A 16,691-nucleotide genomic window follows, 5' to 3' on the forward strand; every position below is an offset into this window, starting at 1 on the left:
CACTCGGAGGTTCTCTTCACATCAAGCCGACACGCCCGCTACCAACGTCCTGACCGGGTACACCTAGGGCGCGGCGTACGGCAACCGGCCCCGCACCCGATAGCCGCCGCCCGGCACCGGTCCGGCGACGAGCCTGCCGCCGTGCAGCTTGGCGCGCTCGGTCATGCCGATGACGCCCTGCCCGCCGGGGGCAGCGTCGATCAGGGCGGCCGCGCCGCCGCGACCGTCGTCGTCGACGACGAGTTCGACGTCGTCGCCGCCCCAGTTCACCTCGACCCGCGCCAGCGCTCCCGGCCCGGCATGCTTGAGCACGTTGGTGAGCGACTCCTGGACGATGCGGTACGCCGTGAGCCCGGTACCGGTGGACAACTCGCGGGGCTCCCCGGTCACGGTCAGGTCGACGTCGAGACCGCCCCGCTGCAGCTCGGTCACCAATCCGGGAATGTCACCGGCGCCGGGCATGACCGCGAACTCGCGGGGCCGGTCCTCGCGCAGCACCGACAGCAACGCCCGCATGTCGGTCAGAGCCTGCCGACCGGTCGACGAGATGGTCTCGAGCGCATCGATCGCGGCCTGCGGATCCCGCGCGGCGCTGTAGCGTCCGCCGTCGGCCTGCGCGATCACGACGGTGAGCGAGTGCGCGACGATGTCGTGCATCTCGCGGGCGATGCGGGTGCGCTCGTTGACGGCCGCCAGTTCCGCCTCCTGGGCGCGCTCGAGTTCCAGCAACCGCGCCCGCTCGGCGAGTCCCTCGAGTTCCTGGATGCGCACCCGGCGCAGGTCGCCGAACGCCCACACCGCGATGACGAACACGATCAGGAACGCCGAGTTGGCCGCTGCGCCCTGCCAGGTGCGCCCGTCGTACCCGAAGTACTCGACGCCGGCGGCGGTGGCCCCCAGGATCGCGAGCGCCAGTGCCGTGTAGCTGCTCCACCGGGGCGTGTACGCCGCGAACGCGTACAGCGCGATCGGTACCGCGACCGCACTGGGCATCAAGGTGCCGGGGATCACCAGCAGGTGCACGACCGCGAACGCCGCGATCACGAACCCCGACGCGACGGGGCGCGAGCGCCGCCACGCGAGCGGCACCGTCATACCCAGCGAGACGATGATCCGCACGTCGCTGCCGTCGACGGCAGCGGCCAGGCAGACCAACGTCAGGAGCGCCGCCTCGACACGGTCGATTCCGACCGCGTGGGCGGCGCTCCAGCGATACCAACGCTCGCTCAGGGGGAACCGGGCCATCCCGTCAGCCTAGAACCCGGATCCGGCTGCTCAGCCGAGCAGCTTGGCGCGCAGCGCCGCGTCCTTCTCCAGGACCATCTGCTCGAGACCCGCTTGGAAGTCGGCCATCCGCTGCTGCAGGGCCGGATCCGACGCGCCGAGGATGCGCGCGGCCAGCAGGCCCGCGTTGCGCGCGCCGCCGATCGACACCGTCGCGACCGGGACCCCGGCCGGCATCTGCACGATCGACAGCAGCGAGTCCATGCCGTCGAGGTACTTGAGCGGTACCGGCACGCCGATCACCGGCAGCGGCGTCGCCGACGCCACCATGCCGGGCAGGTGCGCGGCGCCACCGGCACCGGCGATGATGACCTTGATGCCGCGGCCCGCGGCGTCGCGCGCGTAGTCGAGCATGCGCTGCGGGGTGCGGTGCGCGGACACGACGCCCACCTCGAACCGGATACCGAACTCGGCGAGCGCCTCGGCGGCGGCCTCCATCGTCGGCCAGTCCGAATCGCTGCCCATGATCAGCCCGACTGCGGGCCCGTTCGAATCACTCACCGTGAGAATCCCATCCATCAGTCCATTCGGCGTGCGACAGCCAGTGTGCCGCCCGTTCCGCGCGCTCACGCACGGCCGCCACGTAGTCCGGGTCGGTGACGGACCCGCCGGCTGCGCCGACGATGTTCACGTGCCCGATCTTGCGGTCCTTGCGTTCGCCCTTGCCGTACAGGTGCACCTTCGCGTCGGGCATCCGCGCGAACAGGTGGTGCAGGCGCTCGTCCATGCTCATGGCCGGAGCCTCCGGGGCCCCCAGCACGTTCGCCATCACCGTGACCGGCGCGAGGGGCGACGTGTCGCCGAGCGGGTAGTCGAGAACCGCACGCAGGTGCTGTTCGAACTGCGACGTCCGCGCGCCGTCCTGGGTCCAGTGGCCCGAGTTGTGGGGGCGCATCGCCAGTTCGTTCACGATCAGCGTGCCGCCGGTGGTCTCGAACAGCTCCACGGCCATCGATCCGACGACACCGAGTTCGGCCGCGATCTGCAGCGCGAGCTGCTCGGCCTCGGACGCCAGCTCAGCCGACAGCTGCGGCGCCGGCGCGAGCACCACCGCGCACTGACCGCTGCGCTGCACGGTCTCGACGACCGGCCACGACGCCCCCTGACCGAACGGCGACCGCGCCACCATCGCGGACAGCTCACGGGTGAAGTCGACGGCCTGCTCGACCATCAGTTCGACGCCCTTGTCGAGCTGCTCGGTGACGATGGCCTCGGCCTCGTCGGAGTCGTCGGTGATCCACACGCCACGGCCGTCGTAGCCGCCGCGCACCGCCTTGAGGACGATCGGCCAACCGTGCTCGGCACCGAAACGGATCACGTCCTCGGCCCACGTGACCTCGGCGAAGGCCGGGACCGGGGCGCCCATCTCACTGAGCTTGCGGCGCATCGCCAGCTTGTCCTGCGCGTACACGAGCGCCTGCGGCGGCGGCTGCACGTTGACACCCTCGGCCACCAGCACCTCGAGGTGCTCGGTGGGGACGTGCTCGTGGTCGAACGTCAGCGCATTCGAGCCGAGCGCGGCCTTGCGCAGCGCCGCGAGATCTTCGTGGCTGCCCAGGACGACGTCGGGGCTGACCTGGGCGGCGGGTTCGTCGATGCTGCCGGACAGCACCCGCAGCGTCTGGCCCAGCTCGACTGCGGCCTGGTGGGTCATGCGCGCGAGCTGGCCACCACCGATCATCGTCACCACGGGCATACCGCTGGGCAGATCGCGCGGAGGGGCGGGGCGAGGTTCGGAATCAGATTTGCCGGTCACGACACACCATGGTGTCACGTTCACCTCGGAACGGTTCTTCCGAGGTCATCGACGGTCCCAAGCTGTGGAGAACCTGATAATGGACAGTCCGCTGCATCGATCGAGATCCCGGGTTCGTAGAATACGATGTTGTGTCTTTCGTCGACGCGGCGATGAGCCGAGTTCCTCAGCCGTTCAGAGCCATCGTTCTTCGCCACCACGAATTGATCAAGTTCGCAATCGTCGGCGGCACGACGATGGTGGTCGACCTCGCGATCTTCTACTCCCTGAGCCTCACGATCCTCGAGCAGAAGCCCGTGGTCGCGAAGATCCTCTCGGGTGTGGTGGCGACCGTCCTGAGCTACATCCTCAACCGCGAATGGTCGTTCAAGCATCGCGGCGGCCGCGAACGCCACCACGAGGCACTGCTCTTCTTCACGATCTCCGGCATCGGTGTCCTCATCGCCGCGGCACCGCTGTGGATCGCGAACAACCTCTTCGACATCCGCACGTCCCTGGGCTTCGGGACGCTGGTGGTGGTCGACTTCGTTCTGAACTACATCATCGGCAACCTGTTCCAGATGGTGTTCCGGTTCTGGTCGTTCCGGCGGTGGGTGTTCCCCGAGGACAACTCTGACAACTCTGACAACTCCGCCGACATCGCGAACACCGCGAAGACCGCCGACGCCGCCGCTCCTGCGACCGCTGCGCCCGTGGCCGCCGTCCACGAGGTGATCGAGCAGCCGGAGCAGGTCGAACTCGCCGGCGAGGACCCCGCCCGCTCCTAGCGCGGTTCGTGGATGCCGACCACCCGGGTCGGCGCCTCGTTCTTGACCGGGGCGAGGAACACCGCGAACAACGCCGGACGTCGCCGCTGCAGTTCCAGCCGGCCTCCGTCCGCCTCCACGAGCGCCCGCGCGAGCGCCAGTCCGACGCCGGTCGATCCGGCCCCGGAGAAGCCCCGATCGAAGATGTGCGGCGCGAGCTCGTCGCTCACCCCCTCGCCCTCGTCCGACACCTCGACGCACACCCGCGAGCCCTTGCCGGAGTCGTGGCCCACCGGTCCGGACACCAGGCGCACGGACACCGTGCAGGTGCCGGCGCCGTGTTGGAGGGCGTTGTCGATCAGCACGGACACGGCCTCCCGGAGCCGTGATCCGGTCGCCGACGATGTCAACCGTGGTTCTCCGCGCAATCGCAGCACGCGGCCCGCGTCCTTGAACGGTCCCTGCCAGTCGGCGACGACGCTCGCGAGTTCGCCCACCACCGATACCGGTTCCCGGTCGGCGGCACCGTTGGCCCGCGAGGAGCGCACCAGGTCGTCCACGGCGACGGTGAGCCGGTCGACCTGGGCCATCGCTTCCTCGGCTTCGTGGACCACGGCCGGGTCCGGATGGCCCGACAGTTCGTCGAGCCGCAACCGCACAGCGGTGAGGCGGCTGCGCAGCTGGTGTGAGACGTCGCCGACGAGGGCGTGTTCGCGTTGCAGACGTCCGGCGATCTCCACCGTCGCCGAGTCGAGCACGTCGGACACGCGGTCGAGTTCGGGAATGTCGTGTCGTCGGGAGTCCGGCCGGAAGTCGCCCTCGGCGAGCCGGGCCGCGCGCTCGGCGACGTCCTTGAGCGGGTCGGCGAGACGTTTTGCGGTGACTACGGCGACACCGGCGCCGGCGCCCATCGACGCGAACACCAGCAGGGTCACGGCGCCGACGGCCTGCTGTTGCAGGGTCCGCATCCGATTCGACGGCACCTCGAGGCGCAGCGACCCCGACGTCCCCATCGACAGGGATTCGACGAGCGGGGACTCCACCGTGTCGGCGCCGATGTCCAGACGTGCCGCGCCCTCCTCGGGGGTCGGGTAGACGACCACGAGTTTGCCGCCCTCCGGGACGACCAGCCGCAGCCCTGTCGTGTCGAGTCCGCCTTCGACGACGCCGGAGGTGCCCTCCTGGACGATGATCTCGGCGGCCATCCGGTCGAGTCGGCCCTGCAGGTCGCTGCGGGTGAAGTCCTCCACCCACTGCCACGCGGTGTAGATCAGCGGCACGCCGAGCAACAGGCCGGTGAAGATGACGACGGCGAGGATCGATTGCAGGATTCTGCGGCGCACGGCGCGGGAGACCTAGTCGGTGTTGATGCGGAAGCCGACTCCACGCACGGTCGAGATCCGGCGGTCGGCGCCCGCTCCCTCGTCACCGATCTTGCGGCGCAGCCAGGACATGTGCATGTCGAGCGTCTTCGATCCGCGCAGTTCGACGTCGCCCCACACCTCGCGCAGGATCGTGTCGCGGGAGACGACCTGGCCGGCATGCTCGAGCAGCACGCGCAGCAGTTCGTACTCCTTGTTGGCCAGCGCCACCTCGGATCCGTTGACGAGCACTCGACGGGCCGCGGGCTCGAGGCGGATTCCGGCCACCTCGACGACCACGTCCTCCCCGCCGCCGCTGCGACGGAGCAGGGCCCGCACGCGTGCCATCAGTTCGGCGAGGCGGAACGGTTTGCCGACGTAGTCGTCGGCGCCGGCATCGAGACCGACCACGAAGTCGACCTCGTCGGTGCGTGCGGTCAGCATCAGCACGGCGAGGTCCAGGCTGTGGGCCCGCAGTTGGCGGCACACCTCGAGGCCGTCCATCCCGGGCAGACCGAGGTCGAGGATGAGGAGTTCGAACTCGCCGGTCAGTGCGCGGTCGAGCGCCGAGGGCCCGGTCTGTTCGATCGTGACGGTGTAGCCCTCGCGTCCGAGTGCACGCGACAGTGGCGCAGCGATGGCCTCGTCATCTTCGGCAAGTAGTACAGCGGTCACGACGACAGCCTACGGTCGGTGTCGTCGGCGCGGCCCCATTACCAGCCTTTCCGGAGATTCCGGCCGTCGTCCCCGGGGTCGTCCGGTGTCTGTCCCGGCCCCGGGTACTCCCCGCGATGGTCGTTGCGGGGCATGGAGGTGGAATCGAACACCTGGTGGTACAGCCGCGAATGCACCTTCTGCACGTCGGGAATGTCGTCGAACTCGAGGGGGTCGTCGGACGACGAGACGATGACGAGCGTTCCGGTGCGCAGCATCCGGTCCACCAGTCCGTGCCGGAACTGCACGTTGCTGATTCTGTTCATCGGGATGTCGATGCCGGTGTGGGTCATCACCCCGTGCCGGATCATCACCCGGCGGTCGGTGACGATGAAGTGCGTCGAGTTCCACCGGAGCACCGGCACGAGCACCCGCCATCCGACGACGGCGACCCACAGGGCGGCGATCACGAGGAGCACGACGGTCACGGCGCCGCCACTCAACTGCGACTGCGCGATTCCCGCCGCGAAACCCGCGACCGCGGTGGCCAGGATGAAGATCAGCGCCGGGACGACGAGCATCTTCCAGTGCGGGTGCCGGTGCAGCACCAGCTCCTCGTCGACCGCCAGCGCGTCCTGCGGATAGCCCATGCGAAGAGTGTGACAGGTCGCCGGTCCGGCGAGGTGCCCGACGGTTCACGGACCTCCCACGCGGGATCGCCCAGTCCGGTCGGTTCGTCGGGACCGGCGACTGCCGAATGTTCTTGCGCGCCATCGGACCTCCACTCGCCGTGGGACCCGATTCAGGTCCGGCGGATCAGCTCGCGCGTCGAGTGAGGAAGGCCGCCGCGACCACGATGACGCCGTACAGGACCATCCAGACGCCCACGACGATCACGAAGACCTCGAGCGACAGCTGCGGCTGGAGCAGCACGATCGCACCCGCCACGACACTGATCAGTCCCAGCACGATCCCGACAGCACGGTTGCCCGGGACCTCCGACGCTCCGGCGACGATGTCGAGGACACCACGGAACACCCACCACGCTCCGATGACGAGCGCGATGACCACGAGCGTCTGCAGTGGACTGCGGAGCACGAGGAACCCCAGCAGGATCGCCAGAGCACCCGACAGGCCGGTGAGGGTGCGCGCCGAGCTCGGTGCGCCGACCTCGGCGAACGACCGCACGATCTGGATGATGCCGAACGCGAACACCTGGATCGCGATGAGGACGGCCGCCACCACCAGGGTCGCGCTGGGCCAGACGAGCATCGCGATGCCGAGGCCGACCGTCAGCAGTCCGAAGACGACGGTCAGTCCGGTCAGGAAGCGGCGGGCGGTTTCCCACTGCCCGGAATCGCCGGCCCAGACATCGTCCAATCCTGTCGTCTCGCTCTGTCGACCATTCATCGTCTTCCCCTCCGCAATCGTGGATGAGCGTCAAAGTAGCAGCAATTCACGCTATTTCCAGTGCGGGAGCGTTTTGTCCTTCTCTCGTGCGACTTCATGCGGTTTCACCCGCAGCGGGTGAGGTTCCCGAGCAGAATTCGAGGCGACACTCCTCCTGAAGGAGTGGCTTCTCCCACGATGTCTACTCGACCGATCGAAAGGGGAACTGCGATGACGGATCGCACACCGACTACCCACAGTTCGGGCGGCGCCAAACAGGGCTTCGCTGCGGGAACGTCGATCGCCGCCGCGATCATTCTCATGACTGTCGGAATCCTGCAGATCTTCCAGGGAATCTCCGCACTCGCGGACGACAACTTCTTCGTCGTCGGCCCCGAGTACGTCTACCAGTTCGACCTCACCACCTGGGGTTGGATCCACCTGGTCCTCGGCATCGTCGTGGTCCTCGTCGGGCTGGGGCTGTTGACCGGTGCGACGTGGGCGCGGGTGACCGCGATCGTCATCGCGGCGCTGTCGATCATCGCGAACTTCCTGTGGATCCCGTGGTACCCGATGTGGTCGATCCTGATCATCGCGCTCGACATCGTGGTGATCTGGGCCGTGTCCACGTGGGACACCGAGCGCGCCTGACGCTCACAGACGACGCAGATGGGTGATGTCGCCGGCCGATACCGCGACCGGCGACTCGCCCTCTGCCGTGATCACGATCCGCCCCTCGACATCGACATCGGTCGCGATCCCGATCAGTTCCCGATCGCCGGGGAGCTCCGCGCGAACCAACTGTCCGAGGGTGCCGCACCGCTCCCGGTAGGCGGCCGTGAGGTCCTCCACTCGCCACCCCACCGATTGCCAGTCCCGCCAGCGCCGCGCCAGCTCCCGGAGCACGGCCCGCAGCAGAATGTCACGGTCGGCGACGTCCGCTTCCTCCAACACCAGTGACGTCGCGGTGGGCACCGGCAACTCGTCCTCGGTCAGGCTCACGTTCAGTCCGATCCCGACGACGACCGTCGGCACGGGCGCAGTAGCCGCCACCTCCGCGAGAATGCCGGCGACCTTCTTCCCCCCGATGAGGACGTCGTTGGGCCACTTGAGTTCTGCGTCGACCTTCGCGACGTTGCGCAGGGCGTCCACCACCGCGATCCCGGACAGCAGCGGAAGCCACCCGATGTCGGACAGTTCCAAGCCGGGCATGTCGAGCACCGCGGACACCGTCACGAGCGCCCGGGGTGCGCTCACCCACGGTCGCGCGTGCCGCCCGCGACCACCCGACTGGTATTCCGCGACGAGCACGCTGCGGGCGTAGTCGCCGTCCCGGGGCCGCGCCAGTAGATCAGCGTTGGTGGAACCGGTCTCGGCCACCACGTCGACACGGGACCAGAACGCGTCCGGGTCACCCCCGGCGTCGCGGACGAGCGCACGTCGGAGCGCGTCGGCATTCAGCGGGGGTCGGTTGAGATCGGTCCACATGTCTCCAGCCATTCGCCCAGCCTAGAATGCACCCGGGGGCACTACTGGAATGTGACTCGTCAGTAGCTTAGGTTGAATAATTCAGCGCAACCCGACCTCACTCGACGGAGGCCTCGGAGACCTGGTTAAGCTCACTGCCCATGACCAGTGTGCAGGAGCCAGCCGCGGCGGAGGCGGCGAATACCCCCGATATCCACACGACGGCGGGAAAGCTCGCTGACCTGCGGAACCGTCAGGCGCAGGCAATGCAGCCGATGGGTGAGGCCGCAGTCGAGAAGGTCCATGCGAAGGGCAAGCTGACGGCGCGCGAGCGCATCACCGCGCTCCTGGACGAGGGCTCGTTCGTCGAGCTCGACGCCCTGGCCCGGCACCGCAGCACCAACTTCGGCCTCGCCGACAACCGCCCCGTCGGTGACGGCGTCGTCACGGGCTACGGCACCATCGACGGCCGCGACGTCTGCGTCTTCAGCCAGGACGCCACCGTGTTCGGCGGCTCGCTCGGCGAGATCTACGGCGAGAAGATCGTCAAGGTCATGGACCTGGCGATCAAGACCGGCCGCCCGCTGATCGGCATCAACGAAGGTGCCGGCGCGCGTATCCAGGAGGGCGTCGTCTCGCTCGGCCTGTACGGCGAGATCTTCCACCGCAACGTCCAGGCCTCGGGTGTCATCCCGCAGATCTCCCTGATCATGGGCCCGGCCGCCGGTGGACACGTCTACTCCCCCGCGCTGACCGACTTCGTGGTCATGGTCGACGAGGCCAGCCAGATGTTCGTCACCGGCCCGGACGTCATCAAGACCGTCACCGGCGAGGACGTCACCATGGAGGACCTGGGCGGCGCCCGGACCCACATGGCCAAGTCGGGTGTCGCGCACTACGTCGCCTCCGGCGAGCAGGACGCGCTCGACTACGTCAAGGACCTGCTGTCCTACCTGCCGAGCAACAACCAGGCCGCGACCCCGCGCCTGGCCCCGACCGATCCGATCGTCGGCTCGATCGAGGACTCGCTCACCGACGAGGACCGCGAGCTCGACACGCTGATCCCGGACTCGGCCAACCAGCCGTACGACATGCACGAGGTCATCCGTCGCATCCTCGACGACGACGAGTTCCTCGAGGTGCAGGCCGGCCGTGCCATGAACGTCATCGTCGGCTACGGCCGCGTCGACGGCCGCAGCGTCGGCATCGTCGCGAACCAGCCCACCCAGTTCGCGGGCTGCCTCGACATCGATGCGTCCGAGAAGGCCGCGCGCTTCGTCCGCACCTGCGACGCGTTCAACGTCCCGATCATCACCCTGGTCGACGTCCCGGGCTTCCTCCCGGGCACCGAGCAGGAGTACAACGGCATCATCCGCCGCGGCGCGAAGCTGCTGTACGCGTACGGCGAGGCGACGGTCGGCAAGATCACCGTCATCACCCGCAAGGCGTACGGCGGCGCGTACGACGTCATGGGCTCCAAGCACATGGGCGCCGACGTCAACCTGGCGTGGCCGACCGCACAGATCGCGGTCATGGGCGCGTCCGGCGCTGTCGGCTTCGTCTACCGCAAGCAGCTGCTCGAGGCCGCCAAGAACGGTGAAGACGTCGATGCACTGCGCCTGAAGCTGCAGCAGGAGTACGAGGACACCCTGGTGAACCCGTACGTTGCGGCCGAGCGCGGCTACATCGACGCGGTCATCCCGCCGTCGCACACCCGCGGACAGATCGTCTCCGCTCTGCGTCTGCTCGAGCGCAAGATGGTTTCGCTTCCGCCCAAGAAGCATGGGAACATCCCCCTATGACAGCGACCACCCCGGAAGAAGTGCTCACCGACGCCGCGCTGCTGGACGCGTCCTCGCTCGAAGGAGCTGCGTTGGCCGACGCTGTCGCCGGACTCGAGCCCGCCATCACGTCGGGCCCGCAATCGCCGATGATCACGATCGTCAAGGGCAACCCGACCGACGAGGATGTCGCCGTGCTTGTTGCGGTGCTGTCCGCGGCGGCCGCCTCGGGTGCGCCGGCCGGTGACGGCCTGCCGCCCGAGACCTGGGGCGCGCCCACCCGCATGCATCGCGGGCACGCGCCGTTCTCGCCGTACTCGTTCGGCAACCCGGTCGCCGCGCGCCCGTTCTGATCGATCGGTCCGCACAAGTGACACACCTGGTTCTCGCCTCGGCGTCCCCGGCACGGCTTTCCGTGCTGCGGGGCGCCGGGGTCGAACCCACCGTCCGCGTCTCCGGCGTGGACGAGGATGCAATCATCGACCGCCTGGGGCCGTCCGCCGCCCCCGAACTGGTCGTCACCACGCTCGCCGAGGCCAAGGCCCGCGACGTGATTCCCGCCCTGAATGCCGAGGGCATCACCGACGCCGTCGTGATCGGCTGCGATTCGATGCTGCTCATCGACGGCGAACTGCAGGGCAAGCCGCACACCGTCGACGTCGCCCGCCGCCGCTGGAAGTCCATGGCCGGCCGCAGCGCGACGCTCCTGACGGGGCACAGTGTGCTCCGCACCGCCGACGGTGCGGTCGTCGCCGAGTCGTCGGATCACAGTGGCACCGTCGTGCACTTCGCATCGCCGTCCGATGCGGACCTCGAGGCGTATCTCGCGACCGGGGAGCCGTTGAAGGTCGCCGGCGCCTTCACCCTCGACAGCCTCGGCGGCTGGTTCGTGGAGCGGATCGAGGGCGATCCGTCGAGCGTCGTCGGGATCGGCCTGCCGCTGGTGCGGCATCTGCTCACCGATGTCGGCGTCGGGATCGCCGACCTGTGGGCCGCGAACACTCCGGTTCGCTAGTCCCGGTTCAGTTCCACCCTCGCTGCAGGGCCGCAGCCATCGCCCGCGCCTTCGTCTTGGCCCGATCGGCGTTCGGTCCCGCGAACTCTTCGTCCACCACCGCGCACCACAACGCCAGCCAGCGTTCCAATCGTTCGCCCGCGAGGCCGTGCTGTCGGTGCAGCGCGTCGTGCACGGGTCCGAAATGCCCCTGATATCTGACCGTCCGGAACAGGATCTGTTCCCAGAAGTCGCCGACGACGGGTAGGTGCTCGTCGAGTCCCACCACCGCGAGCGTCTCGAACGCCGGCGCCAGGAGCGGGTCGACCAGCGCCCGCTCGTAGAACGCGCGCAGCAGTCGGTCGATGTCGGCGCGACCGGTGAGGTCGGGATCCATCTACCGCGAGTTCCCCACGGCGACACGCGCTTCGACCGGTTCCGACGACTCGACCGCGTCGTCCTCCTCGACCCTGTTCCAGCGCGGCAGGGTGAGCGACCCGAGCGCGAGGAGGACACCGATGCCACCGACGACCCACAGCACTCGCCGCTCGGCCTGCAGGAACGCCTCACCGGCCGCGGCCCGTGCCGAGTCCAGTGACACCGCCAGCGCCTTGTCGACGATCTGCTGCTGCGCGCCCGTCAGCGAGCCGCCCCCGCCGAGATCGGCGCAGCCGTCCGGCACCCGCGCCGGATGCGACGACGACAGCTGCTCGGTGGCGCAGTCCACGAACTTCTTCTCCACCTGCGGGATCAGCGGGGCGGGTACTCCGGCGGACGTCAGACCGGCCACCAGGTCGCCGCGCTGTTGCTGCACCGCGTCGGGGGCCGCGACCGCGACGAGGCCGAAGAACACCACACCGATCACCGACAGACCGATTGCACTGCCCACCTGCTGGATGGTGGGCAGCAGGCCGGACACGATCCCGGCCTGCTCCTGACGGACCGAGGCCAGCACCGCCGTCTGCAGCGACGCGACGAACAGGCCGAGTCCGACACCGCCGACGACGAGTGGCCCGGCCAGCGCCGACAGGCCGGGATCGGTGCCCTCCCGGTGCAGGACCTCGGCCAGCGCCACCAGCGATCCGGCGAACAGCACCATGCCGAGCGGCAGGACCAGGTTGCCGATTCGCCGGTACACCAGTGCGGCCAGCGGGGCGGCCAGGCCGGTCCCCACGGCCCACGGCAGCGTGGTGACACCGGCCTTCAGCGCCGAGAACCCGAAGCCGAACTGGAGGGTCAGCGAGATCGTGAAGATCATCGACGTCAGGGTGCCGAAGAACAGGAACACCATGATCGCGCCGCGGGTGAAGGACCGGTCGGCGCACAGGTCGATGCGCAGTACCGGGTCGCCGCCGCGGCGCGCGAGTCGGCGCTCGTACACCACGAACACCACCAGGACCGGCACGGACATCGCGAGCATCGTGATCAGCACCGGTGGCCAGCCCCGCTCCCGGCCCTCGACGAGCGGCCAGATGAGCAGCAGCAGACCGAGCGCCGACAGTGCCGCTCCGACCGGGTCCAGTCGCCGGGGCGTCGGTGGGCGGGCGTCGAGCAGATACCGCCAGGCGACGCCGAGGGCGAGCAGGCCCAGCGGCAGATTGACCAGGAAGATCGTTCGCCAGCCCCATCCGAACAGGTCCCAGGCGATCAGCAGACCACCGACGAGCGGGCCGGAGACGGTGGCCAGGCCGATCGTCGCACCGTAGATGCCGAAGACGCGGGCGTGGCGCGACTTCGGGAACAGTCCGGCGATGAGGGCGAAGGTCTGCGCCGACATCGATCCGGCGGCCAGGCCCTGGACCGCGCGCGCCAGCACCAGCCACAGCGGGTCCTGCGCGAGACCGCACAGCAGGGACGCCAGCACGAAGACGGACATCGCGGCGAGGAACACCCGTCGCCGGCCCAGCATGTCGCCGAGTCGGGCGGCTGTGATGAGGGTGCACGCGAACGCCAGGACGTACACGCTGACCATGAGCAACTGCGCGGACGAGTCGGCGCCGAGGTCGGACGCGATGCTGGGCAGTGCGACGTTCATGATCGTCGTGTCGAGCAACTGCATGAACACCGCGAGCAGGCTGGCGGTCAGGCCCAGCCACGCCCGACGTGGGGGCGGGTACGTCACGGTGTCCGATGGCGTCGGATGCGGCTGCAAAGTTGACACAGGACGCCCTTCACTTTACCGATCTTGAAACGTGTTCTTTCCCAAGAATGCATGAAAGTAGACACTTTCGAGACCTTCCCGCCTAATCTCGTGAGCGCGCTCGGGGGTGACTCTGAGCACACCCCACCACCACGACCGCGCGCAGCGCCTCCTGGCGACGAGTCGCGGGAGGTGTGCCCGCTACACCTTCGGAGTGCCTTGCATGGAGCTCAACCTGATCACCCATTGGACGCCGCCATCGGGGCGGCTCGTCGAGTGGACGGTCAGTGATCACGCGGCTCGTGTCGCGGCGGAAGCCGCGATCGATCCGGCACTGCCGTCCACAATCCAGGAGCGTCACCTGCGCCGGGCCGCGGTGACGGCACGGACCTCAGCCGCCCAGTCACCGTGGATCGGCATGGCCTTCGAGATCGAGGGCCCACTGGACGCCCCGGCCATGACGCGGGCCATCGAGACCTACCTGCGCCGGCACGAAACCTTCGCGAGCTGGTTTTCGTTCGAGGACCCCGACGCCGATCCCACCGATGCGGGCAACCCGATCCGCCGGCACGTCGTCCCGGCGGAGGGGATCGAGCTCGAGCCCCGGATCATCGACGAACACGCGAGCTCCGAGCAGATCCGCAAGCACGTCGAGCACCGGTTCGCGACCGGCACGTCGGCGCTGTCCTGGCCGGCGTTCGTGTTCGGCGCCGTCGAGCACGACACCGGCAGCGGCGAGACCGGGGCCGACGCGGCCCGGTTCACGGTGTTCCACGCCGTCGACCACGCGCACACCGATGCACAGTCGATGCTGCTCACGTTCGCCGAGCTGCGGACCCTGTACCTCGCCGAGGTGTCCGGCACGCCGGCCGAGCTGCCCGACGCGGGCAGTTTCGTCGAGTTCAGCCAGCAGGAGCAGGAGCGGGCCAAGGCGCTGACCCTGGCGTCGCCGCAGGTCACCGGCTGGCTGTCGCATCTCGCCGAGCACGGCGGCACCCTCCCCAGCTTCCCCCTCGACCTGGGTGTCGAGGACGGTCCCCGGCCCGCGGTGGGCTCGCGCTTCGACCTGGCGGACCCCGTGCAGAGCGCGCGGTTCACCGAGGTCGCGGCGGCGCACGGCGGGAACGCCATCGGCGCGTGGTTCGCGGCGCTGGCGATCGTCGAGCACGAGCTCGCCGGTCGGGACCGGTACCTGGGGCTCACTCCGGTGGGCACCCGCGGGGCCGACTTCGCCTGGTCGCAGGGCTGGTTCATCAACGTCATCCCGGTGAGCTTCGGCCTCGACGGCGCCACCAGTTTCTCCGAACTCGCCTCCCGCGCGCGGGAGGCCTACCGGGGCGGTCGCGCGCTCGCGGACGTCTCGGTTCACCGGGTGATCGACATGGTGCTGGCCGCCGCCGGCGACGGCGCCTCGGTCGCCCCGTCGACGCTGTCGGTACCGCCGATCGTGTCGTACCTCGATGTGCACCGACTGCCGCTCGACGCGGCCACGGTCGCGGCGTCCCACATCACCGGCCTCGTCGGCGGCAAGGACACCTCCATCGTGTCGATGTGGATCAACCAGTTGCACGACAGCACCTGGATCGCACTGTCCCACCCCGACACCCCGGCTGCGCACGACTCCGTGAGCCGCTACGCGGAGCGGTTGGGCGTCATCATTCGCACCGTCGCCGACACCGGCGACTACACAATCGGAAAGGGGTGATCGACATGCACGTCACCGCTATCGACCGCTACCACGTCACACCCGGCGAGCTGACGGAATGGCTGGTCACCCCGGACCCGGGGACGGTCACCGACTCCGATCTGCTGCCGTCGTACAACCAGCACTTCCACCTCGAGACCGCGCGGATCCACGGCGCCGGGCGCAGCGTGTGGATGGCCGCGGCCTTCGACCTGCCGATCCGCCTCGACCGGGAGGCGCTGGCGCGGGCGTTCCGGTTGTTCATCGAGCGGCACGACAGCCTGCACACCGGGTTCGAGGTGACTCCGGATTCGATCGGCCGGGTCGATTTCGATCCTCGGCAGGTACGCGTGACCCCGTCGCCGTCGCAGGTGTTCACCGCGTCGGACGATCTGCGCGACCACCTGCGCGGCCGCTTCACCGAGGTGTGCGACCCGCTGACCGCACCCGCCTACATGTTCGCGACCATCGAGCGGGACACCTCGTCGACGATCATCGCCGCGTTCGACCACACCCTGGTCGACGGCTACTCGCTGGTGTTCGCGCTGGCGGACCTCCGTCGGCTGTACGAGGAGTGCGCCGGTCTGACACCGGCCGTCGATCCGCATCCGGCGGGCAGCTTCGTCGCGTTCTGCCGGGACGAGGCCCGGTCCCCCGCGATCGCCGACAGCGATCCGCGGATCGCCGCGTGGGCGCACTTCTACTCGCTCTGCGGCGGGACGTCGCCCAGTTTCCCGCTGGATCTGGGTGTGGAGGCGGGGTCGCCGGTGCGGCAGGCCGCCGACGTCCGTCCCCTGCTCGATGCCGAGGCCACCGCACAGTTCGAGCAGCTGTGTGTCGCCGCGGAGGGCAGCGTGTTCACCGGTGTGCTCACCGCGATGGGCACCGCGATCCGCCGCGCCGGCGGTCCGGCGCTGCTGCCGCTGCAGTTCCCGCTGCACGCCCGCAACGATTCGCGGTGGGCGGAGGCGATCGGCTGGCTGACCACCAACGGCCCGATCACGGTGTATGCCGACGACGTGGACTTCACGACCGATCTGGCGCGCACGCACGCCTCGTTCCGGGCGGCGCTGGACGTGCAGGGTGTGTCGATGGCGCAGGTCCGCAACAGCATGGGCGACCGGTACCGGCGGGTCCGCACGGACGTCTTCATGGCGTCGTACATCGACTACCGACGGCTGCCGGGCACCGCCGACCACGCGACGCTCAACGCCCACCACATCAGCAATGTCACGGTGGCCGACGACGCCCAGTTCTGGATCTCGCGCACCGAGTCGGGTCTGGCGTTGCGGTCCCGATTCCCCGACACCGCGGTGGCGCACGCGACGATCGAGGGGTTCCTCACCGAGCTTCGTGCGGTGCTGACGGCCGCGTGCCGTCCGGCGGTGGTCCCGGCGACCTGAGGCTCGCGGTGACCTGAGGCAGGTTGTGCGGG

17 protein-coding genes are annotated in these 16,691 nt (G+C 69.2%); 7 read left to right on the top strand and 10 right to left on the bottom strand.

Annotated elements, in window-relative coordinates:
* Positions 1-63: 63 nt before the first annotated feature.
* The 3 genes from IJ15_RS0111875 to IJ15_RS0111885 are packed head-to-tail and all read right to left on the bottom strand — an operon-like array spanning position 64 to position 3,040.
* Entirely contained in the window at positions 64-1,245 is a 1,182-nt protein-coding gene (locus IJ15_RS0111875; RefSeq protein ID WP_031938553.1) for a sensor histidine kinase, read from the bottom strand.
* Positions 1,246-1,275: 30 nt separating this feature from the next.
* On the bottom strand, positions 1,276-1,803 hold the full coding sequence (purE, locus tag IJ15_RS0111880; protein WP_081880707.1) for a 5-(carboxyamino)imidazole ribonucleotide mutase: 528 nt from the start codon (positions 1,801-1,803) through the stop codon (positions 1,276-1,278).
* On the bottom strand, positions 1,778-3,040 hold the full coding sequence (locus tag IJ15_RS0111885; protein ID WP_031938555.1) for a 5-(carboxyamino)imidazole ribonucleotide synthase: 1,263 nt from the start codon (positions 3,038-3,040) through the stop codon (positions 1,778-1,780). The genes purE and IJ15_RS0111885 overlap by 26 nt, the downstream gene beginning before the upstream one ends.
* A 131-nt stretch (positions 3,041-3,171) precedes the next feature.
* Between IJ15_RS0111885 and IJ15_RS0111890 the strand changes: the two genes are divergently transcribed.
* Positions 3,172-3,807, top strand: coding sequence for a GtrA family protein (locus IJ15_RS0111890; protein ID WP_031938556.1), 636 nt, complete (start codon positions 3,172-3,174; stop codon positions 3,805-3,807).
* On the opposite strand, the gene IJ15_RS0111895 is transcribed toward IJ15_RS0111890, so the two are convergent.
* From IJ15_RS0111895 to IJ15_RS0111910, 4 genes are all read right to left on the bottom strand, one after another.
* On the bottom strand, positions 3,804-5,129 hold the full coding sequence (locus tag IJ15_RS0111895; RefSeq protein WP_031938557.1) for a sensor histidine kinase: 1,326 nt from the start codon (positions 5,127-5,129) through the stop codon (positions 3,804-3,806). The two genes, IJ15_RS0111890 and IJ15_RS0111895, sit on opposite strands and share 4 nt — an antisense overlap.
* 12 nt (positions 5,130-5,141) lie before the next feature.
* Positions 5,142-5,822 carry a response regulator transcription factor gene (locus IJ15_RS0111900; protein WP_031938558.1) on the bottom strand — a complete coding sequence of 227 codons (681 nt, stop codon included), beginning with the start codon at positions 5,820-5,822 and terminating at the stop codon, positions 5,142-5,144.
* A 38-nt stretch (positions 5,823-5,860) separates the two neighbouring features.
* Complete coding sequence (locus tag IJ15_RS0111905) at positions 5,861-6,451, bottom strand: PH domain-containing protein (protein ID WP_031938559.1); 591 nt, start codon at positions 6,449-6,451, stop codon at positions 5,861-5,863.
* 166 nt (positions 6,452-6,617) lie between these two features.
* Positions 6,618-7,211, bottom strand: a complete 594-nt coding sequence (locus IJ15_RS0111910) for an HdeD family acid-resistance protein (protein ID WP_031938560.1) — start codon at positions 7,209-7,211, stop codon at positions 6,618-6,620.
* Between the two features lie 210 nt (positions 7,212-7,421).
* Between IJ15_RS0111910 and IJ15_RS0111915 the strand changes: the two genes are divergently transcribed.
* Positions 7,422-7,841 (top strand): DUF7144 family membrane protein, encoded by a 420-nt coding sequence (locus IJ15_RS0111915; protein ID WP_031938561.1) that lies wholly within the window; start codon positions 7,422-7,424, stop codon positions 7,839-7,841.
* A gap of 3 nt (positions 7,842-7,844) precedes the next feature.
* Here the strand turns inward: IJ15_RS0111915 and IJ15_RS0111920 are convergent, their stop codons facing one another.
* On the bottom strand, positions 7,845-8,678 hold the full coding sequence (locus IJ15_RS0111920; RefSeq protein WP_031938562.1) for a biotin--[acetyl-CoA-carboxylase] ligase: 834 nt from the start codon (positions 8,676-8,678) through the stop codon (positions 7,845-7,847).
* Positions 8,679-8,818: 140 nt separating this feature from the next.
* On the opposite strand from IJ15_RS0111920, the gene IJ15_RS0111925 reads away from it, so the two are divergent.
* The 3 genes from IJ15_RS0111925 to IJ15_RS0111935 are packed head-to-tail and all read left to right on the top strand — an operon-like array spanning position 8,819 to position 11,453.
* Positions 8,819-10,459, top strand: a complete 1,641-nt coding sequence (locus IJ15_RS0111925; RefSeq protein WP_031938563.1) for an acyl-CoA carboxylase subunit beta — start codon at positions 8,819-8,821, stop codon at positions 10,457-10,459.
* A complete protein-coding gene (locus IJ15_RS0111930) occupies positions 10,456-10,791 on the top strand; it encodes an acyl-CoA carboxylase epsilon subunit (protein WP_031938564.1) in 336 nt (111 codons plus the stop codon). Before IJ15_RS0111925 ends, IJ15_RS0111930 begins: the two co-directional genes overlap by 4 nt.
* Before the next feature lie 17 nt (positions 10,792-10,808).
* Complete coding sequence (locus tag IJ15_RS0111935; protein ID WP_031938565.1) at positions 10,809-11,453, top strand: Maf family protein; 645 nt, start codon at positions 10,809-10,811, stop codon at positions 11,451-11,453.
* Between the two features lie 7 nt (positions 11,454-11,460).
* On the opposite strand, the gene IJ15_RS0111940 is transcribed toward IJ15_RS0111935, so the two are convergent.
* On the bottom strand, positions 11,461-11,829 hold the full coding sequence (locus tag IJ15_RS0111940) for a group III truncated hemoglobin (protein ID WP_031938566.1): 369 nt from the start codon (positions 11,827-11,829) through the stop codon (positions 11,461-11,463).
* Positions 11,830-13,491, bottom strand: a complete 1,662-nt coding sequence (locus tag IJ15_RS0111945; protein WP_081880715.1) for an MFS transporter — start codon at positions 13,489-13,491, stop codon at positions 11,830-11,832.
* A 304-nt stretch (positions 13,492-13,795) separates the two neighbouring features.
* Here IJ15_RS0111945 and IJ15_RS0111950 point away from each other — a divergent pair, with 304 nt between their 5' ends.
* On the top strand, positions 13,796-15,277 hold the full coding sequence (locus IJ15_RS0111950) for a condensation domain-containing protein (protein WP_031938568.1): 1,482 nt from the start codon (positions 13,796-13,798) through the stop codon (positions 15,275-15,277).
* A gap of 5 nt (positions 15,278-15,282) precedes the next feature.
* Complete coding sequence (locus IJ15_RS0111955) at positions 15,283-16,659, top strand: condensation domain-containing protein (RefSeq protein WP_031938569.1); 1,377 nt, start codon at positions 15,283-15,285, stop codon at positions 16,657-16,659.
* The last annotated feature ends 32 nt before the right edge of the window (positions 16,660-16,691 follow it).

The organism is Prescottella defluvii (assembly GCF_000738775.1).
GTDB lineage: Bacteria > Actinomycetota > Actinomycetes > Mycobacteriales > Mycobacteriaceae > Prescottella > Prescottella defluvii.

Coding starts and splice junctions, on each gene's coding strand:
- IJ15_RS0111950 (WP_031938568.1), top strand. CDS start 13,796: ATGGAGCTCAACCTGATCACCCATTGGACGCCGCCATCGGGGCGGCTC.
- IJ15_RS0111875 (WP_031938553.1), bottom strand. CDS start 1,245: ATGGCCCGGTTCCCCCTGAGCGAGCGTTGGTATCGCTGGAGCGCCGCC.
- IJ15_RS0111945 (WP_081880715.1), bottom strand. CDS start 13,491: ATGCAGTTGCTCGACACGACGATCATGAACGTCGCACTGCCCAGCATC.
- IJ15_RS0111925 (WP_031938563.1), top strand. CDS start 8,819: ATGACCAGTGTGCAGGAGCCAGCCGCGGCGGAGGCGGCGAATACCCCC.
- IJ15_RS0111930 (WP_031938564.1), top strand. CDS start 10,456: ATGACAGCGACCACCCCGGAAGAAGTGCTCACCGACGCCGCGCTGCTG.
- purE (WP_081880707.1), bottom strand. CDS start 1,803: ATGGATGGGATTCTCACGGTGAGTGATTCGAACGGGCCCGCAGTCGGG.
- IJ15_RS0111955 (WP_031938569.1), top strand. CDS start 15,283: ATGCACGTCACCGCTATCGACCGCTACCACGTCACACCCGGCGAGCTG.
- IJ15_RS0111920 (WP_031938562.1), bottom strand. CDS start 8,678: ATGTGGACCGATCTCAACCGACCCCCGCTGAATGCCGACGCGCTCCGA.
- IJ15_RS0111905 (WP_031938559.1), bottom strand. CDS start 6,451: ATGGGCTATCCGCAGGACGCGCTGGCGGTCGACGAGGAGCTGGTGCTG.
- IJ15_RS0111910 (WP_031938560.1), bottom strand. CDS start 7,211: ATGAATGGTCGACAGAGCGAGACGACAGGATTGGACGATGTCTGGGCC.
- IJ15_RS0111915 (WP_031938561.1), top strand. CDS start 7,422: ATGACGGATCGCACACCGACTACCCACAGTTCGGGCGGCGCCAAACAG.
- IJ15_RS0111940 (WP_031938566.1), bottom strand. CDS start 11,829: ATGGATCCCGACCTCACCGGTCGCGCCGACATCGACCGACTGCTGCGC.